We start from the raw sequence: 25790 nt of genomic DNA, 5'->3' as shown, positions 1-25790 counted from the left end.
CCGTATCCTATTGGGGCGCAGCGTAATAGGCTCATGTCGAAGATTGTCGGAGCTCTTTGCGTCGTTCCGTTATGAAGGCTGCCAGGCGGTGCGTGGTCTTGTCGTCGAAGCCGATTTCCGCGACCCGGCTGGTCCACGAAGCCGATGCGTCGACGATCCGCGCCAGGCTGCGGTTGATAGCCCGCGTTGTGACGCCGAGGCGGGTCGCTGCTTCTGCCCACCAGCGGTAGACGAGCTTGGTGTCGCGTCCGTATAGCGAAATGGCCATGGGGTCATGCCAACTCAGGTACGGCTGGGTGCACAGCAGGTCGTAGGCGGGGGTGACTTCCCAGATGCCGTCGGGGTTCTGCCGGATCGACAGATTCTTGCCGTGCAGGTCGCCGTTGCCGATGAGGTAGCTGAATGCGGCGATTTCGAGCATGTGCAATGTGGCCAGAGGATATGAGCCGTGGCCGGCGACCACTGCGTCGGCAAGGGCTTTGATGGCTTCCTGCAACGTGACTCGGTACTTGGCGGCCGGGTATCGTCCCAGAACCTGGCAGGCGTCCTCCTGCGCCAGGCGGCGGATTTCGCCGTGCTCGATGACGCGATCGAATCGGTCGATGAACAGTGCCGTGCGGCCGTTTTGGTCGGTGACGAGCTGGTGGTCGGGAACTCGGATACCGCACGCGTCGGCCATGTCGAGAAAGAAGTTCTCGTTCTCGACCAGGTACGGGTACTCGGGTGGGTTGAGTTTGAGAATGGCCGGGCCTCGTGTGGTGGAGACCGGAGCCGAAATCATTTGTGCGGAGACCTTGATCTGGACTCCGGGCAGCGCGGTGCGGTCGAGTTCGCCGGCGTCGGTGGAGGTGGCGCGGGTGAACAGTGTCGCGAAATCCGCGTTCGTGGTGTCGGTCTGGTCGAACAGGGGTAGTGGGTCGGAGGGGACGGTTCCCGCGGGCAGCACCTGGACGTCGCCGATGGTGTCGGCGCCGACGGCCAGCAGAATGCTGAAATGGTCGTCCTCGCTGGTCCGTGCGGCGGTCGTGATCGCAGTCAGGCGCAGGCCCTCGGGCAGCAGGCCCGCGAAAAAGGCCGGGACCGAGCCTCCGGTCGCCCGGTAAGTTCCTGTCCACTTCGGCAAGGTCAATGCGACCGGTGGTGCCGTCGGATCGGCGAAATAGGGCTCGGCATAGGTGAACACGACGTCGTCGCGTTCGCGGCGCAATTGTCCGGCGAGCCGCCCGGCCTTGTAGACATCGGCATTGTCGATGGCGCGAAGGTCGGCAAGGTCGTCTGGTGTGGTCACTGGCGGTTGGTTTCCACGGCGCGCAGTTCGGCGGTGCTGGTGGACCGGGTTCTGGCATCCGCGTGCGGCATGGTTACGAGCGTCAACCCGAGGGCGTCCAGGATGCGCAAGGTGATCGCGAGGGTCGGTGATGTTTGCCCCGCCTCCAGGGTGCGCACCGATGACACACCGACATCGGCAAGATCCGATAGATCAATTTGGGTCAGTCCGAGACTGCGCCGCCGCTCCGCGATGAAGGCTCCGAAGGAAGTGAGCGGACCCATCTCGTCCCGAGATCGCCGACGAGGTTTCGGCCGCGTCACCCGAACTCCTATCGTTGCTATCGAAGTGCTAGTGGTGCAAGCCCGCGTAAATCGCGCAGCTCGCCGTTAGGTAGGGGCACTTAACGGTGCGATAGCAATGATAGCCTACGGAACCCATTGAAGCTGCGAGGTAGCGCCGCTAATCGTTGCGTCCGCAGCGCTAAGTTGGATGCGGTGGCGGGCTTCTGCGATAGCTCGCAGCAAAAAGAATTCGTGACGCGCCGGCGGAGCGCTCATTTCGGGGCTAGACCATTGCGCTCGCAGCCGAAGGTCAGGCGGGCTCCAGCCCGAGCAGAGCAGGTCGAGGGATTCGATGCGGTCGGTTGCGCTGGCGAAGATGTGTTGTTCGGCGCGGGCTCCATTCGAGGAATCCTTGGGGCACATTCGAATTCGCCAGCGCAGGTAGAGTTTCTCGCCAAGGCGGCAGCGGCGGCGTCGAGCAATTCGAGGTCTCTTCGCCGCCGAACCAGTGCTCGAACAGTCAGTGGCCGCCCGGCTCGAGGAGTTCGCGGCCTTCGTCGGCCTTGACGCGGCGGTGTTCGGCCAGGATGAGTCCGCCGCCGCAGATCAGGCAGAGAGCGGTGGCGATGCCTGCCACGACGGCCCAGCCGGCGAATCCGTAGCCTGCGGCGGTGAGCGTCAGGGCGGCGCCGACTACGCCGAGCAGCACCAGGATGACACCGGGCCAGTTGTGGGTATCGGCGATCATTTCGCCCGCGTGATTTCTGGTGTGCCGTGCGCGGTCGGGGAAGTCGGAGCGCAGCCGATCGGATGCGTCGGGTTCGGGAAACATGGCGTCCTCTCCATTCGGATGGATCGTCTCGTTCGAGCGGGTACCCGACATGTTCCGGATCAATCAGGGCGTATCGGCGATCGCGGCGGGTACCGCGAACCCGAATCTGCTTGCGACGAACAGGAGGGCAACGATGGCAACCGCCGTGTCGACGGACTGACCGCGACCTCCGAACCGTCTCGTCCGCGCTGCCTGAGTGCCGGTGTGAGTGTGCCGCTTGCGGGTATGCGCGGACGAGAGGAGCCGCGGTGGCTCCGTCCCCGATAGAGGAGGTACGCAATGGCCACCGGTCAGAAGGAAGACGTCGTCACGCTCTTGCTGGCACAACACGAACTGATCAAGGGGCTGATCGAAAAAGTACAGCTTGCGCAGGGTGCGGCCAAGCGAGAGCCGTTCGAGGAGTTGGTCCGTGCGCTGGCCGTGCACGAGAGCGCCGAAGAGGAAGTGGTGCATCCGGCATCACGGCGCACATCTGTGCCCGCCAGCGTCGTCGACGACAGGCTGCACGAAGAAGAACAGGCCAAACGCGTGCTCGCCGAGCTCTACGACATGGGCGTGCAGCACGAGGATTTCGATACCAAATTCCGCAGCTTCGCCGAATCGGTGATCGAACACGCCGATATGGAGGAGAAGGAGGAATTCGACCAGCTGCGCCAAGAGATTTCCGCCAACGAGAGCGCGGTGCTCGCCGATGTCGTGCGGGTCGCCGAGGCCGTCGCCCCGACTCGGCCGCATCCGGAGGCGGGTGAGTCGGCGCTGGTGAATATCGTTGCCGGACCGCCACTTGCGCTCTTCGATCGGATTCGCGACGCGGTGCGCGATTGGCGCCGTAAGACCGAGGGGTGAGCGGTATGGCCGACGCAACCGATAGGAACGGTGCATCGAATGAGAAGCAGCGCCAGCTGGATCGATATCGGGTGGATCGCGAACAGGGGAAGCTGACCACCCAGCAGGGCGTACGGGTGGACAGCACCGACGACGCCCTGAAGGTGGGGGAGCGCGGACCGACGCTGCTCGCGGATTTCCATGCCAGGGAGAAGATCACCCACTTCGATCACGAGCGGATCCCGGAGCGAGTGGTCCATGCCAGAGGCGCGGGCGCCTACGGATACTTCCGGCCCTACGACGGCTGGCTCGGCGACTTCACCGCCGCCCGCTTCCTCATCGATTCGAGCGTGGAAACGCCCGTATTCGTGCGGTTTTCGACCGTCGCAGGTTCGCGCGGATCCGCGGATACCGTGCGCGATGTGCGCGGTTTCGCGACGAAGTTCTATACCGCCCAGGGCAATTACGATCTGGTCGGCAATAACTTCCCGGTGTTCTTCATCCAGGACGGAATCAAATTCCCGGACTTCGTGCACGCGGTGAAACCAGAGCCGCACAATGAGATTCCGCAGGCCGCCTCCGCGCACGACACCCTCTGGGACTTCGTGGGTCAGCAGCCGGAGACACTGCACGCGATCATGTGGCTGATGTCGGACCGGGCACTGCCGCGCAGCTATCGCATGATGCAGGGCTTCGGCGTACACACTTTCCGACTCGTCAACAGCGAGGGCCGAGGCACTTTCGTGAAGTTCCACTGGACGCCGAAACTCGGCGTGCACTCGCTGCTGTGGGATGAATGTCAGCAGGTCGCCGGGCGTGATCCCGACTTCAACCGACGCGATCTGTGGGACTGCATCGCGGCCGGCCAGTATCCGGAGTGGGAACTCGGCGTGCAGCTGGTCTCGGACGAAAGCGAATTCGGCTTCGACTTCGACCTGCTCGATCCGACGAAAATCATTCCGGAAGAACAGGTTCCGGTGCAGCCGGTCGGACGCATGGTGCTGGACCGCAACCCGGACAACTTCTTCGCCGAGACCGAGCAGGTGGCCTTCCACACCGCCAATCTGGTGCCCGGTATCGATTTCAGCGATGATCCGCTGCTGCAGTTGCGCAACTTCTCCTATCTGGATACCCAGCTGATCCGTTTGGGCGGGCCGAATTTCGCCCAGCTGCCGATCATCCGGACCAGGGTGCTCGAACATCTGGTGCGGATCGAGCCCGAACTGGCCGAGCGAGTCGCGAGTGAACTGGGTATGCCGGTGCCGCAATCGGACTCGGGTGATCGGGAGGCGGTGGTATCTCCCGCGCTGTCGCAACTGAATACGGTCACCGACACCATCGCGACCCGGAAGATCGCGATCCTGGCCGCCGATGGTGTGGACACACTCGGCGTACGCCGCATCAAATCGTGGTTGTCGGACCGTGGTGCAATCCCCGAAGTGCTTGCGCCGCATGCCGGTACGTTGGGCGGTGACGGCAGCGACGGCGAAACCCTCCCGGTGGACCGGTCGCTGGCCACCGTCGCCTCGGTTCTCTACGATGCGGTGCTGGTCGCGGGTGGAGCGCAGTCCGCCGACACCCTGGTGGGCAACGGCGCGGCGGTGCACTTCGTCCTGGAGGCGTTCAAACACGCCAAACCGATCGGCGGCTTCGGCGACGGTGTCACGCTGCTGCGGGTCGCCGGTGTGGTATCCGATAACGATCATGACGCGCAAACAGGTGTCTTTACCACGACCGCCAGTGGCGCGGGCGTGGCCGAGGAGTTCATCGAGACGTTCGCGAATGCGCTTGCCCAGCACCGGGTCTGGCGCCGGTCGACCGTCGCGGTGCCCGCCTAGCCGTCCCGGTTCAGCTCAAGGTGGGCTGGATCTCCTTCTCCCACGCGGTGAAGAAGCCATCCAGATCGGGCCCGATCTGCTGGACGTACAGTTCGTCGACACCGGCATCGAGATACTGCCGGAGTTGGCGGATATGACGTTCCGGATCGGGCCCGGTGGCGAAGTGGTCGGGCAGTACGGTGCAGAAACCGTCGCCGATGCGCGATATTCGACGCGTGCGAACGGGCCCCGGATCGATATGACCGAGGCCCGTTCGACAGGTGGAGCTAGCTGCCGCTGTGGCTGTGCTGGCCACCCTTCTGCTTGGCCGCCGTCGGCTGCGCCAGTGCGCCCTTACGACCTGCCTCGTGCGGGTCGGCCGCATTGCGCTGGCCGAAGCTGCCGGTACTGGCCTTGCCGCCCTTGCTGGCCTGCTCCTGGGTGTCCTTGCGATTGCCGAACTGCCCGGGGTTCTTCGGATCTGCCATGACGGCGCTCCTTCTCGGTAGTTGGAACTATCTGCGGCCCCGGTTCGGACCGCATTTGCGATCTACCCGGGATCCGGTCGGTTAATCGAGTGGATATCGCCCGGTGGTCCGGCTGTTTCGCGGCCTGAAAAATGGTGTTTACCAGTGATATTCGCGGGTAGCCGACAGACGGCTTCATCGATCCAGACGGTGTACGGCAGGGGCCGGTGTTCGTCGAGTACAGCCGTATCGATGTGCCGGGGTATCGAGCACTGACGGAAGGTCAGCCGGTGCGTTACCTGTGCGATCCCGCGGCGTATGGTCGCGCGGCTGCGGTGGTGCGCCCGTACCCTCAGCGGATCAGTCCGTTGTGATCACGGAAACTGAACTGCCGCAAGCAGATCGAGCTATCCGACGACCGACTTCATCCAGTCGATGACGGCGGCATGATATTGCGCGGTATTCCGTGCGAGATTAACCGAATGTCCGCTGCCGGGCAGCACGAAGGTTCGCAACCGCGCGGCCGGACTGAAAAACGCGGCCTCCGCGGCCTGCAGGGTCGAGCTGTCGGCGCAGATCGCATAGGCGGGCCCGCACGACAACCGGTCCAAACTGCCATTGACGACCATGACCGGGGCGGTGATCAAGCTGGACATCCCTGGCAGGGTAGAGGTGAGGCCGTCGGGATATTCGGTGAGCGAGAAGGTTTCCTTCGTCGCCTCATCGATCGCGAGCACCTGCGGATCATAATTATCCGGCCCGAAGAAATCACTGGCCCGGGTGCCCGGCCGGGTCACGAGATAGCCCGAATCGTATCCGCGGCTGGCGAATACGGGATCCTGCACCGCCTGGTAGTAGGTGCCGATCACACCGAGGACGTCCGGAACGCTCAGGGTGTGCGAGTATCCGGTGAGCAGCACGCCGTCGACATCGTGGTATGTGGTGGCCTCCATGACCGAGGTGCCGGAGCTCAGCGAATGACCGCCGGTGACGACCTTGCCGAATGGTTGTGCGCCCGCGAGTCCGTGGCGCAGGGCCTGCACGATGTTGTGCAGGGCTTCTGCGGTGGCGGTCGCGGTCAGTGACATGCTCGGCGGACGGGTGCTCGCGCCGTTACCGAGTCGATCGGCCACCAGCGTCGCGTAACCTGCGGCGTTCATCGCGCGCCGGAAGTTGTAAGTCTCTGGGGCGTAAGGGAAATCCCAGTAGGTGTGGTTGTAATTGGACCCCGCCATCAACACCATGACGGTATCGGTCGGCCGGTCCGGCAGGCACAGGGTCGCGCCCAATGTCCCCTGCGATACCGGGAAAGAGATCCCCTGACAACGGTCGGACGAGGCGGCCGGATCAGCACTGGCCCCGCCCGGCACCACACCGAGCATTGTCGCCGCCGCGGTAGCGGCCACCAGCATTCGGGCGTAGAGCTTCTTCGTCACCGCGTTCCCTCCGAATGGGAAATGTCGTGCGCCGCGCCATCTTCTGGCGAATCACCATACCGCACACGAAGTTCCGTAGCTATGGGGTTGCGTGACGAAGATGCGATCTACGATGCACGTCATGGGTTCGCGTGGTGTGCATTTCGTCGGCAGCTTTCCGGGTACGAGTACGGACGACGCGATGCGCGCGATGCTCGATGCCGCGGGACCGCGCCTACGCACGCTCCCGACGGGGGAAACGCGTCGCTACGAGTTCTACATCCAGCCGATCATCGAGGATCTGGTGGCGCAGGGCGCATTGGAAGTGAAGAAGCCGGGTACGTGGCGGTCGAGCCGGGAGCGGACTATCCATCGCGTCCCGAGCGGTCGCGAGCTGACGGGCGACATGATGGAGCTCGGTTATCTCGCCGAGGCCCAGGAGGCGCTGCCGATATTCCGGGATTTGCGCACGGCGCGCGAACTGCCCGAACTCACTCTCCAGATCGGGATGCCGACCGATTTCACCCTAGCCTTCATCGCCATGGGTATTTCAGGAGTCCGGTCGCACCGCAAGGCATTCCGTGACGCGACCGTGCGCGATATCGCGGCCATCCACGAACTGGTCGGCACCGAGGACGTGGTCGTGCAATTGGAGGCGACCGCGGAAATGGTGCTCATGGCGAAGGCGCAGCCACTGCACCGACAGCTGGAGGCGGCATTGCGCCTCGGCGGGGGGATTGCGGCGCTGGCCGAATCCGCGCCTGCGGGAACCAGATTCGGCGTGCATCTGTGCGTCGGAAGCATGAACAACAAGTCCCGGGCCAGCATGCGTGATCTGCGTCCCTTCGTGGAGCTGGCCAATTCCGTTGTCCGGCAGTGGCCGTCGGATCGCCCGCTGACCTACGTGCACGGTCCGCTTGCGGCCGGAGATATCCCACCGTCGGCGGATCCTGCGTACTACGCACCCCTCGCGGACCTGTCACTCGGCGAGGGCACCAATTTCTACGCGGGATTCGTCCACGACATTCCCACGGTGCCAGAGCAGGTCGAGACCTTGCGGTTGATCGAGAACGCACTGAGTAGACCGGTGGACGGCGTCGCGAGTGCATGCGGACTCGGTCGCCGTCCGCGTCCGATCGCCGACGCGCTCGCGGCCCGCGCCGATACGCTCGCCGCGAGCTAGGGCTTGCGACCGACTCCGCCCAACAGCACCAACTTGGTGCGCGGCAGGTCGTCGTCGAGCCAATCCTGTACCGGCACCAGACCGGGTTCGACCACCTCGAAGCCGTCCAGGTAGGCGGCCACCATATCCGGGGTCCGGAATTGGACCTGCGCCGAGCTGCCGTTGGTGTCGCTGGTCGACTGCGCGACGAACTCCGCGTATGTGTCGACCGATCCGTGGGTGAAGGCCAGGATGCTTCCCGGTGCCATCACATCGCGCAGTCGCGCGATGATCTCGGCCGGGTGTTCGTCGTCCATCACGAAGTGCAGCACGCCGACGATCAGAATCGCTACCGGCTGGTCGAAGTCGATCTGTCCTTCGGTCCGCGCCTTCTCGATGATCTCGTCCGTGCGGCGAATATCACCGAGTATCGATGTGACACCGGATGTGCCGGACAGCAGCGCGTTGGTGTGCACGTACACGACCGGGTCGTAGTCGATCATCACGACGCGTGCCGAGGGGTCGACCTTCTGCGCTATCTCGTGCACGTTGGGCGAGATGGGTATTCCGGCCCCGATATCGATGAACTGCCGAATCCCCGCCTGGGCCGCCTCTTCCACGGCGTTGAGGAGGAATTTACGACTGAACCAGGCCGTCGTCTTGGTATCCGGCGCGACCGCGAGCATTCGCTCGGCGACCCGCTGGTCCACCTCGTAGTTGTCTTTACCGCCGAGTAGGTAGTTGTACACCCGAGCGGCGTTCGGCTTGGATGGATCGACGCGTACCGGCGCCCGATCGGCCTCAGCCACCGCACCTCCCTAGATGTCCCTCGGCACATCGTAACAACGTCTGGTCGTTTGTCCGCATGGATCGGGTCGCGATACTCGATTGCGGTGAATCCTTTGTGCGGGTTTACACCTCTCATACTTGTGTCGGCAACACGGTCGACACGAGATCGGGAGGTTTGTCGTGATCATAGCCGCGATTGTTGTTGGGGCGCTGCTCATTTGCGCGTGCAGCATCACCGTGCTGCGGCGGCGGAGCCGGTCGGAATGACCGAGGTGTGCTGGCCCGACGAACATCTCGTCGCCGCGGCGCGGGCGGGCGATATCGAGTCGATCACCTCGCTGGTGTCCGGATCGCATCCGCATGTGCGGCGCTTCGCGTACTCGCTGTGCGCGACGCCGGAGGATGCCGAGGATGCGGCGCAGGAGGCGTTGATCATTCTGTATCGCAAGATCGGGTCATTGCGGGCTTCGGGTGCGTTGGCCTCGTGGATGTTTCGCATTGTGCGCAATGAATGCCTGCGACAACTGCGGTTACGCGTGCGTCGGGCCGAACCGATTCCCGACTCCGCCATCGCATCGGCGGAACAGGAGGCGATCAATCGCTGGGAGGCCGAGCGGGTGGCCGCGGCGATCGCGGCACTGCCCGGCGATCAGCGGCGGGTGCTGATCATGCGAGATGTGCAGGGGTACAGCGGTCGAATGGTCGCGGATCTGCTCGGGCTGAGCACCGCTGCGATGAAATCACGGCTGCATCGGGCGCGTGTGGCGGTGCAGGCGAGTCTGGAGGTCGGTAATGACGAAAGCATCGCGTAGTGGTCGGGCGACGGGCGGGCGCGATGAATTCGCCAGTGCGTCGCTACCGCGCCATTTGGCCCGTGGCGCAATCGGATTCGGCGCTGTGGTCGGTTCGTTCGCACTGCTGCCTGCGGTTGGCCCCGTCGGTCTGCTGCTCCTGCCGGTCGGTCTCGTCGCACTGCGTGGCTGCCCGACCTGCTGGGCGATCGGCTTGCTCCAGACGCTGTCCCGCGGCCGACTGCAGCGCTCGTGCACCGACGGAACCTGCCAACTGGTCACCACGAAACCCGGTGCGACATAACCGCTTCCACCACCCGAACACAGCCGCACCCAGTTGAGTGCGGCTGTTCTAGGTGCGGTTCTTGGCGGGGCGGTTGGACGCGGCGCGGCGTTCGGCCTGCTGGGTTTTGATGCGCTCGTTTTCCTTCAGCACCGCGGCGTAGTTCTCGCGCTCGTGGATCAGCCACTCGGGCGGATCGGCGAGCAGCGCGGCGATTTCCTCGGCGTTCATCGCATCGGAGACTTCGGCCCGGGCCAGGCCGGTATTGGAAACTCCGAGTTTGCGGGCGACGATATCGCGGGGGAATGGGCCCGTCTTGCGTAGTTCGGTCAGCCAGGCCGGGGGATTGGTGCGCAACTCTTCGAGTTCGGCGCGGGAGATCGGGGAGTTGCGGAATTCCTCGGGCGTCGCCGGAAGGTAGATGCCGAGCTTGTTCGCCGCGGTCAGCGGCTTCATGGTCTGCGGTTTCTTATCCGGGCTCACCGCTACAGCCTAATGGGCACCCCCGGACGCAGTTCGCCCGCAGTCTGTTGCACTCGGACGAGTGAAGGCGAGGCCACCGCGTATCCGGCCCGGCGGTGCCCTCGGGCCACCCGCCTCGCGAGTCGACAGCCCCGATGGCAATACGCTCATACGAATGAACCCCGAGTCCATCGACGTGACCCGCCTGCGCTGGTTTGTCGCGGTTGCCGAGGAACTGCATTTCGCCCGGGCGGCGAAATCGCTGCACATTTCGCGGCAGAAGTTGAGTCACACGGTGATCGATTTGGAGCAAGAACTCGGGAAGAAGCTTTTTGTGCCCGGAGCGCAGCCGACCCAGCTGACCGACGAGGGGCAGCAGTTGCTGCGCGATGCCAGGGATATCATCGCGCGCGCAGCGGAGCCCGAGCCCGTGGCTGCGGAGGATGTCGCATTACGGGTCGGCTTCGTACCTGGCGTGACGGTCTCCAAATGGACGCGGATCTGGGGTGAGCGGTTTCCGGACACCGCGCTGGAGGTGGTCCCGATTCCGATGGCCGAACAACTCGCCGCGCTGCGTGACGGGCGCGTCGACGCCTGTTTCGTCCGTCTGCCCATCGATCGTGCAGGTCTGAGCGCGATTCCGCTCTACCGAGAGCTTCCCGTCGTCGTGGTGCCCAAAGACCACACCCTGTCGCTGTTCGAACAGGTGGGCATGGGCGATCTGGAGGGCGAACGGATCCAGGACTCGAGCGATATCGATGCGATCGCGGACACCATCGAATTGGTCGCGGCCGGTGTCGGCGTCGCCATCGTCCCGCATTCCATTGCCCGGCTGTACGCCCGCCGCGACCTCGTCTACCGGACGATGATGGGCGTCCCGGCTACGGAAATCGCCCTGGCCTGGCCAGCCGCACACACCACAGAACTGATCGAAGAGTTCGTCGGCGTCGTGCGCGGCCGTTCGGAACGCAGCTCGCGGGCCCAGGCTCAGCGCAAGAAGACCGAGCCGAAGAAGACCACCGCCAAGCGTTCGACGAGGAATGTCGTCAAGAACGCCGGAGCCAAGAAAAAGCCCGCCAAGCGACGAGGGCGTTAGGCGGGCGAATCCCCGAGCGAGTCAATACCTTTCGGTGTGGACTACCGAGGCTTACGGCGCAGGATCGAGTCGCGGATCAGGACGCCCGCGATCGCGGCGGCGAAACCGACCAGGAACAGGTCCTCGATGTGGCCCTTGTGGTTGCCGATCGTCATGGCCAGCAGGATCAAGCAGACGATCCAGCCCGCGACACGGAAGGTGCGGCGCGATTCCCCGCTCCAGCCCCATGCGGCGGACGGAACCTCGGCGGTGTCCACGTGGGTGACGATTGCGCGGTCACTGGTGGGTTCGAGTTCCGTGGCGGCCACGATCGCTCCTTAGCTCGGTGTAAGCGTTGCTGCCGATATCGTGGCATACGACCGCTCGTCGTAGCCAGCAGGGCTGTGTTGGATCGGCTGGGTCAGCGGCGCGCTACGTGGTTACGCGGGCTACCGCCTTCGGGCGCGTCGCTAACCTCGCTGCCACAATGGGGCCGTGTCCGACATTGTGAGAGTCCTTCTGCTCGGCAGCACCGGTTCCATCGGTACCCAGGCGCTCGAGGTGATTGCCGCCAATCCCGACAAGTTCGAGGTGGTCGGGCTGGCCGCGCGCGGCGGCAATACCGAGCTGCTCGCGGCCCAGATGGCCGCCACCGGGACCCGCAATGTCGCGGTCGCCGATCCGGCCGCGGGCACCCGGCTCGACCTGGCTCTGCGCGGCCCCGGCGCGGTTACCGAATTGGTGCGCCGCACCGAGGCCGATGTCGTACTCAACGCATTGGTCGGTTCGCTCGGCCTGGAGCCGACCCTGGCCACCCTGCAATCGGGCACCCGACTGGCGTTGGCGAATAAGGAATCCCTCGTCGCGGGCGGCTCGCTGGTGACCCGCGCCGCCGCACCCGGCCAGATCGTGCCGGTCGACTCCGAACATTCCGCGCTCGCCCAATGCCTGCGCGGCGGCCGGGCCGAGGAGGTGGATCGGCTGGTGCTGACCGCGTCGGGAGGTCCGTTCCGCGGCTGGACCACCGAAATGCTGGAATCGGTGAATCCGTCCGAGGCGAAGGCGCATCCGACCTGGTCGATGGGCCTGATGAATACGTTGAATTCGGCCTCGCTGGTGAACAAGGGCCTCGAACTGATCGAGACGCATCTGCTGTTCGGGGTGCCCTACGACCGCATCGATGTCACGGTGCATCCGCAGTCGATCGTGCACTCCATGGTCACCTTCAAAGACGGCTCCACCCTTGCTCAGGCCAGCCCGCCCGATATGAAGCTGCCGATCGCACTGGCACTCGGCTGGCCCGATCGCGTACCGGGCGCGGCCACCGCCTGCGATTTCAGCACCGCGTCGACCTGGGAATTCGAGCCGGTCGACAATGCGGTATTCCCGGCGGTCGAGCTGGCCAGGCAGGCGGGCACCGCGGGCGGCAGCGTCACCGCGGTCTACAACGCGGCGAATGAGATTGCGGTGCAAGCCTTCCTGGACGGGATCATTCGTTTCCCGGATATCGTGCGCACCGTCGCCCGAACGGTCGAGGCGGCCGATCGGTGGCAGGCCGAGCCCGAGACACTCGACGACGTGCTGGCGGCCGACACCTGGGCGCGCGACTACGCCCGCGCGCTCGTCCACTCGGCCTGAGCGCGCAATTCCCGCCCTATCCGGCGCTTTCTGCGGTGTGCGTGCGAAAGTGCGCGGCCAGGGCGGATCGTCTGCCCCGAACGGCCGTCGATGCGATCGGACGCGCCGCCGGATGGTGGCCTGGCAGACTTGGGAGCGAAGGTTGGTCGGCAGCCGGTTACTGTGGTCGGGGTGCCCGCGGCGCGGACGGACGTGCCTGTGTGGGTAATCGCGGCCGCTGCGGGCGGCCGCACTTCATTTGAGGCGAGCTGCGCAACGCAGGAGGGCTGTACAGCAAATGGTGTTCGCGTTGGGGTTCGTACTGTTCGCCCTCGGCATCACGATTTCGATCGCGCTGCACGAATGCGGGCATATGTGGGCTGCCCAGTCCACCGGCATGAAGGTGCGGCGCTATTTCATCGGCTTCGGTCCGAAGATTTTCTCGTTCCGGCGCGGTGAAACCGAATACGGCCTGAAAGCGCTCCCGCTCGGCGGCTTCTGCGATATCGCGGGCATGACCGCATTGGACGAACTGGCCCCCGAGGATCTCGACCGGGCCATGTATCGCCAGACCACCTGGAAGCGCTTGGTCGTGATGTTCGGCGGGATCGCGATGAACTTCGTGCTCGGCTTCCTCCTGCTGGTCGTACTCGCGATCGGTTGGGGACTGCCGCGCTTCGACCAGCCGCCCGCGACCACCATCGGCGCGATGAAATGCGTCGCCCAGCAGAATCCGGATAAATCGCTGGCCGACTGCCAGGGCACCGGACCGGCGCAGCAGGCCGGTTTGCAGCGCGGTGACGTCGTCAAGGCCGTCAACGGCGTGAAGGTGACGACCTGGCAGCAGTTCACCGCCGAAACCCAGAAGCAGACCGGCCCGTTCCCTTACACCATCGAGCGCGACGGTCAGACCAGGACCATCGAGGTCACCCCGGAACGCGTCACGCGCTATCCCGATGACGGCGGGCCGGGCCGCGAGGTCAGCGCGGTCGGCGTCGGTTCGGAGTACTACGAGCCCCTGAAGTACAACGCGCTGGCCGCGATTCCGGCCGCTGGTGCGTATACCGGGCAGATGTTCGTGCGCACGGTGGAATCGCTGGCCCAGATGCCGCAGAAGGTTTCCGCGCTGTGGACCGCGGTGACCGGTGGCGAGCGCGATCCGGAGACCCCGGTCAGTGTCTACGGCGCGAGCAAGATCGGCGGCGAGACCGCCGAGCGCGGCCTGTGGGGCGTGTTCATCCTGGTCCTGGCCAGCCTGAACTTCTTCCTCGGCGCGTTCAACCTGCTGCCGCTGTTGCCGCTGGACGGCGGGCATATCGCGGTGGTGCTCTATGAGAAGGTTCGCAATACCGTCCGCGGCTGGAAGGGGCTGGCGCCGGGCGGTCCGGTCGACTATCTGAAACTGCTTCCGGTGACCTACATCGCAGTGGTGATCGGCGGTGCGTATATGGTGCTCACGCTGGTCGCCGACATCGTGAATCCGATCCAGTTGTTCCGCTGACGCGCTAACCTGTCGCGGTTGTGCCGCGATAACCACCGCGAATGCCGGATTGCTGGCATTTCGGGACATCTGTGTGTCATGACTCATGTCATGGCTGTCACAGGGTGAGCAGCCGTGATACGCGGCTAAGCTCGGTAGGCGAACGGCCCGAATCAGTACGCACGAAAGTAGGCAGCCGAAAGTGACCAGCACAATCGGATTGGGGATGCCGACCGCACCCGCGGCCGTTCTCGCGCCTCGCCGCAAGACCCGCCAATTGATGGTGGGCAATGTGGGCGTCGGCAGCGATTACCCGATTTCCGTGCAGTCGATGACCACCACCAAAACCCACGACATCAACGCCACCCTGCAGCAGATCGCCGAACTGACGGCCTCGGGCTGCGATATCGTGCGCGTTGCCTGCCCGCGCCAGGAGGACGCCGACGCACTGGCGACCATCGCGCGCAAGAGCCAGATCCCGGTTATCGCGGATATCCATTTCCAGCCGCGCTATATCTTCGCCGCCATCGATGCGGGTTGTGCCGCGGTGCGCGTAAACCCGGGCAATATCAAGGAATTCGACGGCCGGGTCGGCGAGGTCGCTAGGGCCGCGGGCGCCGCGGGCATCCCGATTCGCATCGGCGTGAACGCCGGTTCGCTGGATAAGCGGATGTTGGAGAAGTACGGCAAGGCGACCCCGGAGGCACTGGTCGAATCGGCGCTGTGGGAGGCGAGCCTGTTCGAGGAGCACGGCTTCGGCGATATCAAGATCTCGGTCAAGCACAACGATCCGGTGGTCATGGTCGAGGCCTACCGCCAGTTGGCCGCGCAGTCCGACTACCCGCTGCACCTCGGTGTGACCGAGGCTGGTCCAGCGTTCCAGGGCACGATCAAGTCCGCCGTCGCATTCGGCTCGCTGCTGGCCGACGGCATCGGCGACACGATTCGCGTGTCGCTGTCCGCGCCGCCGGCCGAGGAGATCAAGGTCGGCGGGCAGATTCTGCAGTCGCTGAACCTGCGCCCGCGCAAGCTCGAGATTGTCTCCTGTCCGTCCTGCGGTCGCGCCCAGGTCGATGTGTACACCTTGGCCAATGAGGTGAGCGCCGGTCTGGAGGGCATGGAGGTGCCGCTGCGGGTGGCCGTGATGGGCTGCGTGGTGAACGGTCCGGGTGAGGCGCGTGAGGCCGATCTCGGTGTCGCCTCGGGCAACGGCAAGGGCCAGATCTTCGTCAAGGGGCAGGTCATCAAGACCGTGCCGGAGGCGCAGATCGTGGAGACCTTGATCGAAGAGGCCATGCGCATTGCCGAGGAGATGGACGAGACGGCAGGCGCGGGCGAACCCGTCGTCACCGTCGGCTGATCTTTCGAGCGACCCGCAAGCGGTCGTTACGGCCGGGAGTTCCCGAGTAGCCGTACCACAGTCGACAGATTCGTGGCAGGCTGTCGATGTGCGGAGTCTGCTGGAACCGGCGCGACGGGCCAAGGATGCCCCCGCGCGTCAGCTCGCGAATCGGGATCTGGCACAGGTGCTGCGGGTGCTGGATAGCGATCCGATCGCCTCGTGCATGGTGGCGGCGCGGTTACAGGAATTCGGCTTGGATACCGGCGTCGGACACGGTGAGCTGTGGAGTCGGGGTGGACCGTCGGAATCGCTGTGCTTCTCCGGGGCGAATCTGGTGCCCTTGCGCGGTGACGAGGATGCGTTGCGCGCCTTTGCCACGCGGGCGCTCCGCTGGCCGCGGGTGTGCTCGTCGGTGGTCGGGCGTCAGGAATTGACGCTGCCGCTGTGGGAGATGCTGTCCGCGCATTGGGGACCGGAACGCGAGCTACGCGGTGCGCAGCCGCTGCTGGCTCTCGGCCAGCCCGCACTGGCCACCGCCGATGCGCAGGTCCGCAGGGTTCGGCCGGATGAGTTGGAGCGCTATCTCGCCGCGGCGATCGCCATGTTCATCGAGGAGGTCGGGGTCGATCCGCGCGCGGGCGACGGCGGCCGCGGCTATCGGCGCCGGATCCAGAGCCTGATCGAATCCGGCCGTGCCTGGGCGCGTTTCGAGGACGGCGAAGTGGTGTTCAAGGCCGAGGTCGGATCGCTGTCCCGGCGTGCCGGGCAGATCCAGGGCGTGTGGGTACATCCGCAACGTCGCGGCGCCGGTCTCGGCACCCGCGGTACGGCCGCCGTGGCGAATGCGGTGGTGGCCTCGGGCCGCACCGCGAGCCTCTACGTGAACGACTACAACGGCATCGCCCGCCGGGCCTACAGCCGGGTCGGATTCCGGCAGATCGCCACCTTCGCGACCGTGCTGCTGGACTGAACGCGGCACCGAACATCGGTGTGCCACAGCCGTTTGCTCGCGGTTGACTATACGATCGGTCCCGATGTCGACTCGCATGCTCATCACGCTGGCCGTCGCGGCGTTCGCGGCGGCGGGATCCGGCTGCTCGGCCAGCCCGCAGGGACCGGTGCCCGCAGCCGATGCCTTCCTGGCCGCCTTCGCCGACCACGACATCGAGGCCGCGGCCGATCTCACCAGTCAGCCCGAGAAGGCAACCGCCGCATTGCGTTCCGCATGGGACGAGTTGCAGGCCGAGAAGTTGACGGCGCATACCGGTGCGGCCCGGGTCACCGGCGATACCGCGACCGTCGACTACACCTACGAGTGGCGCCTGCCCAAGGACCGGAACTGGAAATACACCGGCCAATTGCAGATGGGCCGCAGTGACGGCCGCTGGATGGTGCGCTGGACCTCCTCCGATATCCACCCGAAACTCGGCGCCACCCAGACCATGGCACTGCGCGCCAACCCGGCCCCACGCGCCAGGGTGAACGAGCAGTCCGGCAGTGATGTGCTGGTGCCGGGCAAGGTATCTCGTGTCGCGTTCACCGCGGCCTCCGCACCGGATCCGGGTTACACCGCGACCTCGCTGGCGGCGGCGTTGAACCGCTTCGACGACCGGCTCACCCCTGAGGCGATCCGGAGCGCGGCGTACGCCGCCAAGGGCGAGTACACCGTCGCGTTGTTGAGCGAGTACGAATTCGAACAGGTGAGTGGAGATCTCATCGGTCTGCCCGGGGTAACGCTGACCCAGCAGTGGGATATGGTCGCCACCGACCGCGATTTCGCACCCGATCTGCTCGCGCAGGTGCGCAAGACGGTGATCGCCGAGGTGGACGGCAAGGCGGGCTGGAGCGTTGTCACCATGAACGCCAACGGCGCCGATACCGACGTACTCACCGAGGTGCCCGCACAACCCGCCCCGTCGTTCTCGCTCAGCATCGACCGCAATGTGCAGAACTCCGCGCAGCGTGCCGTCAGCGGCCGCGAGGAGCAGACCATGATGGTGGTGCTGCGGCCGTCGACCGGCGCGATTCTCGCTGTCGCACAGAACAAGGCGGCCGACCGTGCCGGGCCGGTGGCCACCATCGGCCAGTACCCGCCGGGCTCGGTCTTCAAGACGGTGACCGCGGCTGCGGCGATGTCGCTCGGAAAGGCCACGCCCGAAACGGTTTTGCCGTGTCCGAGCCGAATTATCATCGGGGAGCGGACAATTCCCAACTACAATCTCTTCCAACTCGGTGACGTACCGATGGCCACCGCCTACGAGCGATCCTGCAATACCGCGTTCGCGAAATTGGCCAGTGACCTGCCCGGCGACGCACTGCACGATGCCGCAGCGAAACTCGGTGTGGGACAGGTGTATACGGTTCCGGGCCTGCCGACCGAATCGGGTTCGGTGCCACCGGCCGACGATATGATCCAGCGCACCGAGGACGGCATCGGCCAGGGCAAGGTGGTGGTGAGCCCGTTCGGAATGGCGGTGCTCGCCGCGACCGTCGCGCACGGGTCGGCGCCGGTGCCGTATCTGATCGCCGGGCGGACCACGGAGATCGAAGGGGACCGTCCGGCCATCGGGGCCGAAGTGATCGATGGTTTACGCCTGATGATGCGCAAGGTGGTCACCGGCGGTACCGCCGAACGCATTGCCGACCAGGGCGAGGTGTACGGGAAGACTGGGGAGGCCGAGGTCGACGGCGGCTCGCATTCGTGGTTCGTCGGCTACCGCGGGGATCTGGCCTTCGCGACATTGCTGGTCAAGGGCGGCAGTTCGGATAACGCCGTGGCGGTCACGCGGGATATGCTCGCCGCCCTGCCCGCAGGGTACTGAACCCGACTCAGTTGGTACGACTGGTGGACTCCGGCGGGGTGCCGCGATCGGGCATCTCGTAACGCAGTGTGGTGGAACCGATTCGGATGACATCGCCGTGCGCGAGTGCGGTATCGGCACCGATCGGCACGCCGTTGACGTAGACGCCGTTGGCCGAATCCCGATCCCGGATGAAGATCCGGTTCTCGCGCGGCACGATGCGCGCGTGTTTACGGCTGACCCGGGCATCGTCGAGCACGATGTCGTTATCCCATTCCCGGCCGATCCGCAGCCCGGTCGCCGGAATGGCGATCGCCTCACCGTCGCCGACCCGCAGCCAGGCCTGCCGCAGCACATCGGGCAGATCCCGCTTGGTCGCTCCGGGTGAGGAGGAGACCGTCGGCAGTGCCTGCTGGCTGCGGATCGCCTCCTCCAGTGCCAGGGTGCGCGGATCCGGGTCGATGCCCTGCTGGTCGGCGAGGTTGCGGCGGATGCGCAGACAGGCGGCGAGTGCGTCGGCCTGGCGGCCCGCGCGGTAGAGCGCGGAGATGAACAGTCGCCAGAGCCGCTCGTTCACGGCGTGTTCGGTGGTCAGTGCGGTCAGTTCGCCCAGGACCGCGCCTTCGCGCCCGCATGCGATATCCGCATCCAGGCGATCGGCGATGGCGTTCAACCGGCGTTCGTCCATATCGGTGGCGAAATTGTCGGCGAAACGCAGTCCGCGCAGTCCGGCGACCGCCTCACCACTCCACTCCGCGAGCGCGTCGGCGAAACATTCGGCCGCGGTTTCCAGGTCGCCGGTGGTGAAGGCCAGCGAGCCCTGTGTCCTGGCCCGCTCGAAGCGGCCGACATCGCATTGATCCTCGGCGATATCGAGGAGGTATCCGGCGTGCACGGTGCGCAGAATGGCCCGGTCGTCGACCCCGGCCGAACGCAGCACAGTGCGTAGATTCGAGACGTATGCATAGAGGCCATCGACGGAGCGATTCGGCATCTCCTCTTCCCAGATGCTGTTCGCCAGTGTGGTTTTCGCGACGGCATTGCGGCGGTTGATGACCAGCATGGCGAGCAGCGCGCGGAGTTTGGCGCCGGGCAACGGAATTGCCTGATCGTCGACCAGCAGGCGCACCGGTCCGAGCACTCGAAGATCGAGCGCCGGTCGATTCGAGCCCGCAGAGCCCACCAGATTCCCTCCGAACGCAATCCGCTTCCGGACCGCCGCTGCCCCACGGCTGTTTCGCCGACGGAAGCGTCACGCGATGGAATTCAGCATACGCACTGCTGGCACGCCGTGCCCGTGGCGAGTACGCCGTCGGCGAAATGATTACGCGCCGAGCCGGATTCGGATCGATAATGTGATCGTCCACCGCCGTGGTGGACATTGTCGGCGATCTTGGAGTTGACCGGATGGATGATGTACTGCTGACCCCGCCCGATGCGGCCGAAGTGGCGCTGCTGGCGAGCGGTGTGGTCTCCGCGGCGTCCGGTGCGGACGGGCTGACCCCGCTACAGCAGTTGCTGATTCCGTCGCTGTTCCTGTCGATGACCGGACATCGAGTCGAGTTGGAGACGCTGCCGCCCGTCGATGCCGCGACCTTCGCGGTCGGTCTGGACCGGCGCAACCGGATCTTCCGGGAGCGGATCGTGCAGACGATGCTGTTGTCCGCGCTGGTGGTGCGGCCGTTGCCGCCCGCAGTCGCGAGCAAACTGCGGGAGTTCGCCGACGCGCTCGAGGTCGACGACGAGATGATCGCGGTGGCGCAGAAATATGCCGAGGGCGCGATCGAACTCGCCGCGGTCGACTTCGACCGCAACGGTTATCTCGGCGGGCTGGATCCGAGCCGGTTGACCGCGCTGCACACCGAAAGTCTGGATTCGTCCTGGGGGCAGGTCAGCGATGACCCGACCTTGGCCGCGCGCTGGGCCGGGCTGCGCGAGTTGCCCGTCGGGACGCTCGGCCGTGGCGTTTCCGATTTCTATGCCGACCGTGGTTTCGTCACGCCCGGCCTGCCGGGTTCCGCGCCGCCGTTACTCGCCCAGCACGACTGGGTGCATGTGCTCGCCGGCTACGGCACCACGCTGGAAAATGAGATCGAGGTATTCGCATTCATGGCGCGCGCCAACGACGACCCGCGCGCGTTCAGCCTGCTCGCCATGGTGATTTCACTCTTCGAAACCGGCTACCTACATGCCGGAGCCGGATTGTTCGAAGCCAACGAAGGACATTTGAGCACCGCGGGTATGGCGACGCGCCTCGGCGACGCCATGCGACGCGGGGCGCTCACCCATGGCAGCCACGATTTCCTCGACCTGGACTGGTTCACGCTCGCCGATCGTCCGATCGCGGTGGTACGCAATGAGATCGGGTTGACCGCGAAATCACACGAGGCCGTTGCGGCGGGTTCTGTCGGCGCCTGGGAGCCTGGCGGTATCACGCCGTACCAACTGCATTCGGCCGAGGCCGCCGCGCAGGCCGCGGGCACGCCGTATGTGCCCTGGCGTCCGGATCCGTCCCGCGACTGATCAGGTGCGGTGCAGGGTCGCCGCGAGGTGGTGGGTGAGTGGTTCGCCGACCGCGGCCATACGCAGTGTGTAGTCGATGGTGTCCCCGACCAACTTGATCGAACGGCCGAGGGCGGTTACCACTTTCGCGGTACTGCTGCGGCCGATGCTGGTCGATTCGAATTCCATCCGCAGTTCACCATCGACGACGGTGAGGCTGCCCTCACAGATCTCGGTGATGCCGGTCGGGTGGGCCAGGATCAATTCGACGTGATCCGGGCGCGGGCACCGCAGATAACCGGTTTCGGCGTGCATCGGTCGGCTGCCGTCGGCGGCACGAGTGCGCTGCCGGTAGGTGAGGAACGGTCGGCCGAGGTGGCCGAACTTGATTTCCTCGACATAGTCGAATGACTCGATGGTCGGGTACTCACCGTGCCCTGGTCCGCGCCATGTGCCGAGCAACGGTGCGAGCGGAGCGATATCCGGATGGGGGGCGACGGAAGGTTGAGGGGCGACCACGCGCGACAGCTTAAACCCGTCGGATTCGGGACGTTCCCATACGGTCGAAATTCCGCCAAGCTAAGGTTAGCGTCGCCTAATCGCCAAATGAGGGTTGCGAGTGGCTGGAAAGGACGAAGAAGTTGAACGCACGCCTTAGTGAATTGCGCCGCAACGGTGCCTGGCGGTCGCGGACCCGCAACGGTCTGCTGCGCGCATCGGTGCTCGGCGCTGCCCTGGTTGTGGCCGCGGCATGCTCGGATTCGAAGTCGTCTAACGATGAAGTGCCTGCCCTCGACGGCAATCACTACGCGCAGACCAACCTCGCCGCCAACAACGCCGAATACAAAGCGCAGTACACCTTTCCGGAGATGGTGAACGCGTGGGGACTAGCCGATCGCCCGAAGGGTGCGGGCGGACATTTCTGGGTCGGCGCGGGCGGTAAGTCCTTCCAATTCGTGGGCGATGTCAGCGCGTCCGCGGATCCCAGGGTGCAGAAGCTGTTCCAGGATCCGCTGAAGATCGTCACGATTCCGGGTGCGGATGCCGACACCTCGGATAAGAGCATCGGCAAGACCACCGGCGTCGTGTTCAACGGTGCTCCCATCACCTCCGATCTGTTCGTCGTCCGCGACCAGCCGGTGGATGTCGATGGTGCGCCGGTGCTGCTGACCGGTTCGTCGCGGTTCATCTTCGCCACCGACTCCGGCAAGATTTCAGCCTGGACCGAGCAGGGGCCCGAGGGCGCGATCATCCGGCACGATGGTCCGGCGAATCTGGTCTTCGACGGCGAGTCCCAGGGCATGGCGTTCTTCGGCATCGCGCTCGCTCCGTCCGGTGACAAGCTGCTCGCCGCCGACTTCGGCGAGAACCCGCAGGTCCGCACCTTCGACAAGGACTGGCAGCTGATCCCGACCGTCGGCTTCGCCAACCCCTTCGCCACCGGCGACCAGATCGACGCGGCCGCCCCGGATAAGGGCAAGAAGGCCAAGCCCGGCGATCCCGCGCCGTTCAATGTGACCACCATCGGCAACCGCGTATTCGTCTCGTACGCGGACACCAAGCCGGATGAGCAGGATGCGTCCAAGTTCGACAAGGCCGAAGAGGATTCGCTCGACAAGGACCAGGAGAAGGACGCCAAGGGCAAGCCTGCCAAGGGCAAGGTCGCGGAATTCGACGGCAACGGCAAGTTGGTCCGCATCCTCGACGACGGCGGTCGCCTCAATGCGCCGTGGGCTGTCGCGGTGGCGCCCGCGAACTTCGGTCCGCTCAGCGGCAAGCTGCTCGTCGGCAACTTCGGTGGCCTCGGCCATGTGCTCGCCTACGACGACGCCACCGGCAAGTTCGTCGACTATCTGCGCGATGAGAAGGGCCAGCCGATCGAGATCGAGGGTCTGTGGGCCCTGATGTTCGGCAATGGCGAGAGCCTCGGCGACGCCGACTCGCTGTATTTCACCGCGGGCCCGGATGACGAGAAGGAAGGTCTGTTCGGCAAGCTCCGGTTGAAGTAACCCTGCCGTAGGCGAAGGCGGTTCCCGGTAGCACCGGGGACCGCCTTTGTCGTACGTACTACTCGGGATCGGGGGATGGCGGGGCCCAGCGTTCGGACCAGCTCCAAAGTGGCTGGAGGGCCGCGGTGAGGTCGATGCCCGCCGGGGTGAGTTCGTAGGTTTTATCCGCGTTCTTGGTGATCACGCCGGCGGTCTGGAGGTGTTGCAGGCGGGTCGAGAGCATGCTCGACGAGCAGTTGCCCATACGGCGGCGCAGTTCGAGGAAGCCGAGGTGGCCGGGTTCCAACTCCCAGAGGACGCGCAGGATCCAGCGTTGGCCGATGAGCTCCATGGTGGCCAGCACGGGCGCATGCGCCGGGTCGTTTCGCCCGCGCGACGGCTCGGCTCCATTTGCACTTCTCATTTCGAACTACCATAGTGATTCTAAATTAGAAGCGTTGCTGTGGGCTGATGAGCGAGCGCAGCGAGCGAGCAAAGACACGGCCGAGCCGCTCGCTCGTGCGGAGCCGAGCGCCGGCGAGACGCAGACATGAGCGAGAGGCGGATGGTGGGCGACTCGATGGAACGAAGGATTGTGCTGATCACCGGCGCATCGCGGGGGATAGGGGCCGAGACGGCGAAAGTGCTGGCGGCCGATGGTGATCACGTGATCATCAACTATCGGGAGAAGCGCAAGCGCGCCCAGGCGATCGCCGATGAGATCGGTGCCGTCGGCGGCAGTGCCTCGATTGCCGGTGCCGATATTGCGGATGCCGACGCCACCACGGCCATGATCGCCGATGTGGTGGCGGAGTTCGGTCGGCTGGATGTGTTGGTGCTCAACGCATCCGGCGGTCTCGAGCGAAATGCCGCGCCCGACTACGCGATGGCGTTGAATCGTGACGCGCAGATTCGTCTGGTGCGGGAGGCCTTGCCGCATCTGTCATCCGGCGGCCGGATCGTCTTCGTGACCAGCCATCAGGCCCACTTCCACGGCCGCAAACCCGTTCCGGCGGACTATGAGCCGATCGCGGCGAGCAAGCGTGCGGGTGAAGATGCCTTGCGCGCAATGATTCCGGAGCTGACCGAACGTGGCATCGGGCTGAATGTGGTGTCCGGCGACATGATCGACGGCACGATCATTGTTCGCCTGCTGGAACGTCGTAATCCCGAGGCGGTTTCGGCTCGCCGCGATCACGGTGCGCTGCCGACCATCGAGGAGTTCGCCGCCGTCGTCGGCGAGGCCGCAAGTGCCGCAGGCGAATCCGGTCGTACGTTCTATGTCGGCGGTCAGGACTATCTGGCGGATGGCGTGGCCGAGGGTGTGCCCGCCGAGTCGAAGCTCACCTCGCCCCCACTCGGTCGCTGACCATCGGACCATAGTTTGGGTTACTGAGCGTTTGCCGTGAACGCGCAGGTCTGTAACAAATTGATATCGGCGTTTCCGGTCGCGGTCGCGGATCTGGGTCGATAATCGAGGCGTGACGTGCGGTCGTGCGGTGCGGAAACGACATTGCTGGTCCGGAGGTTCGCCGATGGCGGCGCGTTCCGGCGTCGGTGGGAGGCCCAGATGAGGAATGTCGGGAATAACCGGATGGTTCCGGGGCGGGATATGTTGCTGGCCGCATGCCGAGGGCTACCGCACGACGATCATCCGATGCTGGAGGCAGCGGGGGAGTTGGCGCAGCTGCACGAGATCCGCGAGCGGACGCCGGTGCGTGAAATCCCCAAGCTGGATCGGCGGCGTGCCCAACTGGTGCGGTCGATCGACCTGTGGGTGACGCTGGCGATGCCGGTGCCGTGCTCCGAGGCGCAGTTGCACTCCGAAACCGTCGGCGAGATCGTGGATCGGCTGGCCAGAATGACCACGCAGGCCTTCGTGCCGCTGTCCGAGGCGCCGGAGCCCGTCTTCTATGACGCGTGGGTGCAGCTCAACGAGCTGGCGGATAGCTATCAGGATCTCATCGACGGATTGCGTGAGGGCACCCGCCGACTACCTGGTGGCTAACGCCCGCGCCCGAAAAGTCGGAACGAGCGTGCCGGGCGGCGCGGCAGGGTGGCGTAGACCATGGTCATATCGGCGAATACCTCCGCTTCCCGTTCGCGGTCGGCGCCGAAATGTTCGCGGCCGAGTACGTGCCTGATGGAGGACGGTGAGATGGACGGCAGCAGTGCGGCCAGCGACGGTGTAATCGGCTCGCCCGCCTCCGTACCTTCCTTACCGTGCCCGAATAGCATGTGACCGATTTCGTGCAGGATGATGTGATCCGCATTGCGCTCGGTGGCGGACGCGTCGTAGACGATGATGTCGTCGTGACCGCGCGCGATCCAGAGCCCGCTGCCACGACACCCGATATCCGCGAGCGCGGCCGCGGGGATCGCCTGCAGCGAGATGGAACGACCACGGTGCGCGGCGACACTTGCGAGGTAGGCGGACAGATTCCAAGGACTGGGGAGGGGCACGGTCCGCGCTGCTTCACGGAAACGGGCTTCCATGCTGGTCATCGGGGCATACATTACTCACCCCGTGCGCGGTAGTCACCTCGCGAATCGGACATTCCGTCGAAACCGATAGCGACACTGCATAATTC

28 protein-coding genes and 1 pseudogene are annotated in these 25790 nt (G+C 65.3%); 16 read left to right on the top strand and 13 right to left on the bottom strand.

Annotated elements, in window-relative coordinates; translation table 11 throughout:
- Positions 1 to 31 precede the first annotated feature (31 nt).
- The 3 genes from ON44_RS22450 to ON44_RS22440 form a co-directional block, all read right to left on the bottom strand.
- Complete coding sequence (locus ON44_RS22450; protein ID WP_040693226.1) at positions 32 to 1288, bottom strand: type II toxin-antitoxin system HipA family toxin; 1257 nt, start codon at positions 1286 to 1288, stop codon at positions 32 to 34.
- Entirely contained in the window at positions 1285 to 1590 is a 306-nt protein-coding gene (locus ON44_RS22445; RefSeq protein ID WP_218007619.1) for a helix-turn-helix domain-containing protein, read from the bottom strand. The genes ON44_RS22450 and ON44_RS22445 overlap by 4 nt, the downstream gene beginning before the upstream one ends.
- Before the next feature lie 481 nt (positions 1591 to 2071).
- The gene (locus tag ON44_RS22440; protein WP_040693221.1) at positions 2072 to 2383 is read right to left on the bottom strand and encodes a hypothetical protein; all 312 of its coding nucleotides are present in this window, start codon (positions 2381 to 2383) and stop codon (positions 2072 to 2074) included.
- A gap of 279 nt (positions 2384 to 2662) precedes the next feature.
- Here ON44_RS22440 and ON44_RS22435 point away from each other — a divergent pair, with 279 nt between their 5' ends.
- Positions 2663 to 3229, top strand: a complete 567-nt coding sequence (locus tag ON44_RS22435; protein WP_040693219.1) for a hemerythrin domain-containing protein — start codon at positions 2663 to 2665, stop codon at positions 3227 to 3229.
- A 5-nt stretch (positions 3230 to 3234) separates the two neighbouring features.
- Positions 3235 to 5046, top strand: a complete 1812-nt coding sequence (locus tag ON44_RS22430; protein WP_040693217.1) for a catalase — start codon at positions 3235 to 3237, stop codon at positions 5044 to 5046.
- A 10-nt stretch (positions 5047 to 5056) separates the two neighbouring features.
- Here ON44_RS22430 and ON44_RS53765 read toward each other — a convergent pair.
- Positions 5057 to 5206 (bottom strand): annotated as a pseudogene (locus ON44_RS53765) (LLM class F420-dependent oxidoreductase); the annotation flags it as partial.
- A gap of 106 nt (positions 5207 to 5312) precedes the next feature.
- Complete coding sequence (locus tag ON44_RS22420) at positions 5313 to 5513, bottom strand: hypothetical protein (RefSeq protein WP_040693214.1); 201 nt, start codon at positions 5511 to 5513, stop codon at positions 5313 to 5315.
- A 176-nt stretch (positions 5514 to 5689) separates the two neighbouring features.
- On the opposite strand from ON44_RS22420, the gene ON44_RS54055 reads away from it, so the two are divergent.
- Positions 5690 to 5866: a S1 domain-containing protein gene (locus ON44_RS54055; protein WP_083898064.1), complete on the top strand. Its 177-nt coding sequence runs from the start codon at positions 5690 to 5692 to the stop codon at positions 5864 to 5866.
- A 33-nt stretch (positions 5867 to 5899) separates the two neighbouring features.
- Here the strand turns inward: ON44_RS54055 and ON44_RS22415 are convergent, their stop codons facing one another.
- Positions 5900 to 6928, bottom strand: coding sequence for an alpha/beta hydrolase (locus ON44_RS22415; protein ID WP_245567282.1), 1029 nt, complete (start codon positions 6926 to 6928; stop codon positions 5900 to 5902).
- A gap of 121 nt (positions 6929 to 7049) precedes the next feature.
- Here ON44_RS22415 and ON44_RS22410 point away from each other — a divergent pair, with 121 nt between their 5' ends.
- On the top strand, positions 7050 to 8090 hold the full coding sequence (locus ON44_RS22410) for a hypothetical protein (protein WP_040693335.1): 1041 nt from the start codon (positions 7050 to 7052) through the stop codon (positions 8088 to 8090).
- Here ON44_RS22410 and ON44_RS22405 read toward each other — a convergent pair.
- Positions 8087 to 8878 carry an SAM-dependent methyltransferase gene (locus ON44_RS22405; RefSeq protein WP_040693213.1) on the bottom strand — a complete coding sequence of 264 codons (792 nt, stop codon included), beginning with the start codon at positions 8876 to 8878 and terminating at the stop codon, positions 8087 to 8089. The two genes, ON44_RS22410 and ON44_RS22405, sit on opposite strands and share 4 nt — an antisense overlap.
- Positions 8879 to 9121: 243 nt before the next feature.
- Here ON44_RS22405 and ON44_RS22400 point away from each other — a divergent pair, with 243 nt between their 5' ends.
- Positions 9122 to 9670: an RNA polymerase sigma factor gene (locus ON44_RS22400; protein ID WP_040693212.1), complete on the top strand. Its 549-nt coding sequence runs from the start codon at positions 9122 to 9124 to the stop codon at positions 9668 to 9670.
- The gene (locus ON44_RS22395) at positions 9651 to 9953 is read left to right on the top strand and encodes a hypothetical protein (protein ID WP_040693210.1); all 303 of its coding nucleotides are present in this window, start codon (positions 9651 to 9653) and stop codon (positions 9951 to 9953) included. Before ON44_RS22400 ends, ON44_RS22395 begins: the two co-directional genes overlap by 20 nt.
- Positions 9954 to 10001: 48 nt before the next feature.
- Here the strand turns inward: ON44_RS22395 and ON44_RS22390 are convergent, their stop codons facing one another.
- Positions 10002 to 10415, bottom strand: coding sequence for a DUF5997 family protein (locus ON44_RS22390; protein ID WP_040693208.1), 414 nt, complete (start codon positions 10413 to 10415; stop codon positions 10002 to 10004).
- A gap of 154 nt (positions 10416 to 10569) precedes the next feature.
- Here ON44_RS22390 and ON44_RS22385 point away from each other — a divergent pair, with 154 nt between their 5' ends.
- Positions 10570 to 11490 (top strand): LysR family transcriptional regulator, encoded by a 921-nt coding sequence (locus tag ON44_RS22385; protein WP_040693206.1) that lies wholly within the window; start codon positions 10570 to 10572, stop codon positions 11488 to 11490.
- A gap of 41 nt (positions 11491 to 11531) precedes the next feature.
- Here ON44_RS22385 and ON44_RS22380 read toward each other — a convergent pair whose 3' ends face one another.
- Positions 11532 to 11798, bottom strand: a complete 267-nt coding sequence (locus ON44_RS22380; protein ID WP_040693204.1) for a DUF2631 domain-containing protein — start codon at positions 11796 to 11798, stop codon at positions 11532 to 11534.
- Between the two features lie 166 nt (positions 11799 to 11964).
- Between ON44_RS22380 and dxr the strand changes: the two genes are divergently transcribed.
- From dxr to ON44_RS22355, 5 genes are all read left to right on the top strand, one after another.
- On the top strand, positions 11965 to 13107 hold the full coding sequence (gene dxr / locus ON44_RS22375; protein WP_040693202.1) for a 1-deoxy-D-xylulose-5-phosphate reductoisomerase: 1143 nt from the start codon (positions 11965 to 11967) through the stop codon (positions 13105 to 13107).
- Positions 13108 to 13384: 277 nt separating this feature from the next.
- Positions 13385 to 14587 carry a M50 family metallopeptidase gene (locus tag ON44_RS22370; RefSeq protein ID WP_040693200.1) on the top strand — a complete coding sequence of 401 codons (1203 nt, stop codon included), beginning with the start codon at positions 13385 to 13387 and terminating at the stop codon, positions 14585 to 14587.
- Between the two features lie 181 nt (positions 14588 to 14768).
- On the top strand, positions 14769 to 15926 hold the full coding sequence (ispG, locus tag ON44_RS22365; RefSeq protein WP_040693197.1) for a flavodoxin-dependent (E)-4-hydroxy-3-methylbut-2-enyl-diphosphate synthase: 1158 nt from the start codon (positions 14769 to 14771) through the stop codon (positions 15924 to 15926).
- Between the two features lie 88 nt (positions 15927 to 16014).
- Positions 16015 to 16878: a GNAT family N-acetyltransferase gene (locus ON44_RS22360; RefSeq protein WP_083898063.1), complete on the top strand. Its 864-nt coding sequence runs from the start codon at positions 16015 to 16017 to the stop codon at positions 16876 to 16878.
- A gap of 64 nt (positions 16879 to 16942) precedes the next feature.
- The gene (locus tag ON44_RS22355; RefSeq protein ID WP_040693194.1) at positions 16943 to 18730 is read left to right on the top strand and encodes a penicillin-binding transpeptidase domain-containing protein; all 1788 of its coding nucleotides are present in this window, start codon (positions 16943 to 16945) and stop codon (positions 18728 to 18730) included.
- A 7-nt stretch (positions 18731 to 18737) separates the two neighbouring features.
- Here ON44_RS22355 and ON44_RS22350 read toward each other — a convergent pair whose 3' ends face one another.
- Complete coding sequence (locus tag ON44_RS22350; protein WP_245567281.1) at positions 18738 to 19892, bottom strand: BTAD domain-containing putative transcriptional regulator; 1155 nt, start codon at positions 19890 to 19892, stop codon at positions 18738 to 18740.
- Between the two features lie 224 nt (positions 19893 to 20116).
- Between ON44_RS22350 and ON44_RS22345 the strand changes: the two genes are divergently transcribed.
- Positions 20117 to 21232, top strand: coding sequence for a hypothetical protein (locus ON44_RS22345; RefSeq protein WP_157187256.1), 1116 nt, complete (start codon positions 20117 to 20119; stop codon positions 21230 to 21232).
- Here the strand turns inward: ON44_RS22345 and ON44_RS22340 are convergent, their stop codons facing one another.
- The gene (locus ON44_RS22340) at positions 21233 to 21739 is read right to left on the bottom strand and encodes a peroxynitrite isomerase (protein ID WP_051182333.1); all 507 of its coding nucleotides are present in this window, start codon (positions 21737 to 21739) and stop codon (positions 21233 to 21235) included.
- 176 nt (positions 21740 to 21915) lie between these two features.
- Here ON44_RS22340 and ON44_RS22335 point away from each other — a divergent pair, with 176 nt between their 5' ends.
- On the top strand, positions 21916 to 23220 hold the full coding sequence (locus ON44_RS22335) for a TIGR03118 family protein (protein ID WP_040693328.1): 1305 nt from the start codon (positions 21916 to 21918) through the stop codon (positions 23218 to 23220).
- A gap of 58 nt (positions 23221 to 23278) precedes the next feature.
- Here the strand turns inward: ON44_RS22335 and ON44_RS22330 are convergent, their stop codons facing one another.
- A complete protein-coding gene (locus tag ON44_RS22330) occupies positions 23279 to 23623 on the bottom strand; it encodes a winged helix-turn-helix transcriptional regulator (RefSeq protein ID WP_040693187.1) in 345 nt (114 codons plus the stop codon).
- Positions 23624 to 23779: 156 nt separating this feature from the next.
- Between ON44_RS22330 and ON44_RS22325 the strand changes: the two genes are divergently transcribed.
- Together ON44_RS22325 and ON44_RS22320 are read left to right on the top strand one after the other, a co-directional pair.
- Positions 23780 to 24568 (top strand): SDR family oxidoreductase, encoded by a 789-nt coding sequence (locus tag ON44_RS22325; RefSeq protein WP_083898069.1) that lies wholly within the window; start codon positions 23780 to 23782, stop codon positions 24566 to 24568.
- A gap of 201 nt (positions 24569 to 24769) precedes the next feature.
- Positions 24770 to 25207, top strand: a complete 438-nt coding sequence (locus ON44_RS22320; RefSeq protein WP_040693325.1) for a DUF4254 domain-containing protein — start codon at positions 24770 to 24772, stop codon at positions 25205 to 25207.
- Here the strand turns inward: ON44_RS22320 and ON44_RS22315 are convergent.
- Positions 25204 to 25704: a hypothetical protein gene (locus ON44_RS22315; protein WP_040693323.1), complete on the bottom strand. Its 501-nt coding sequence runs from the start codon at positions 25702 to 25704 to the stop codon at positions 25204 to 25206. The two genes, ON44_RS22320 and ON44_RS22315, sit on opposite strands and share 4 nt — an antisense overlap.
- Between the last annotated feature and the right edge of the window lie 86 nt (positions 25705 to 25790).

This window comes from Nocardia vinacea NBRC 16497 (assembly GCF_000308835.1).
Taxonomy (GTDB): Bacteria; Actinomycetota; Actinomycetes; order Mycobacteriales; family Mycobacteriaceae; genus Nocardia; species Nocardia vinacea.
This window is presented reverse-complemented; position numbering and strand designations above follow the sequence as displayed.

Excerpts from the sequence above, each read along its gene's own strand:
- ON44_RS22395 (WP_040693210.1), top strand. The coding sequence starts at position 9,651 with ATGACGAAAGCATCGCGTAGTGGTCGGGCGACGGGCGGGCGCGATGAA.
- ON44_RS22430 (WP_040693217.1), top strand. The coding sequence starts at position 3,235 with ATGGCCGACGCAACCGATAGGAACGGTGCATCGAATGAGAAGCAGCGC.
- ON44_RS22385 (WP_040693206.1), top strand. The coding sequence starts at position 10,570 with ATGAACCCCGAGTCCATCGACGTGACCCGCCTGCGCTGGTTTGTCGCG.
- ON44_RS22355 (WP_040693194.1), top strand. The coding sequence starts at position 16,943 with ATGTCGACTCGCATGCTCATCACGCTGGCCGTCGCGGCGTTCGCGGCG.
- ON44_RS22370 (WP_040693200.1), top strand. The coding sequence starts at position 13,385 with ATGGTGTTCGCGTTGGGGTTCGTACTGTTCGCCCTCGGCATCACGATT.
- ON44_RS22435 (WP_040693219.1), top strand. The coding sequence starts at position 2,663 with ATGGCCACCGGTCAGAAGGAAGACGTCGTCACGCTCTTGCTGGCACAA.
- ON44_RS22400 (WP_040693212.1), top strand. The coding sequence starts at position 9,122 with ATGACCGAGGTGTGCTGGCCCGACGAACATCTCGTCGCCGCGGCGCGG.
- ON44_RS22320 (WP_040693325.1), top strand. The coding sequence starts at position 24,770 with ATGAGGAATGTCGGGAATAACCGGATGGTTCCGGGGCGGGATATGTTG.
- ON44_RS22420 (WP_040693214.1), bottom strand. The coding sequence starts at position 5,513 with ATGGCAGATCCGAAGAACCCCGGGCAGTTCGGCAATCGCAAGGACACC.
- ON44_RS22345 (WP_157187256.1), top strand. The coding sequence starts at position 20,117 with ATGGATGATGTACTGCTGACCCCGCCCGATGCGGCCGAAGTGGCGCTG.
- ON44_RS22440 (WP_040693221.1), bottom strand. The coding sequence starts at position 2,383 with ATGTTTCCCGAACCCGACGCATCCGATCGGCTGCGCTCCGACTTCCCC.
- ON44_RS22315 (WP_040693323.1), bottom strand. The coding sequence starts at position 25,704 with ATGACCAGCATGGAAGCCCGTTTCCGTGAAGCAGCGCGGACCGTGCCC.
- ON44_RS22330 (WP_040693187.1), bottom strand. The coding sequence starts at position 23,623 with ATGAGAAGTGCAAATGGAGCCGAGCCGTCGCGCGGGCGAAACGACCCG.
- ON44_RS22410 (WP_040693335.1), top strand. The coding sequence starts at position 7,050 with ATGGGTTCGCGTGGTGTGCATTTCGTCGGCAGCTTTCCGGGTACGAGT.
- ON44_RS22325 (WP_083898069.1), top strand. The coding sequence starts at position 23,780 with ATGGAACGAAGGATTGTGCTGATCACCGGCGCATCGCGGGGGATAGGG.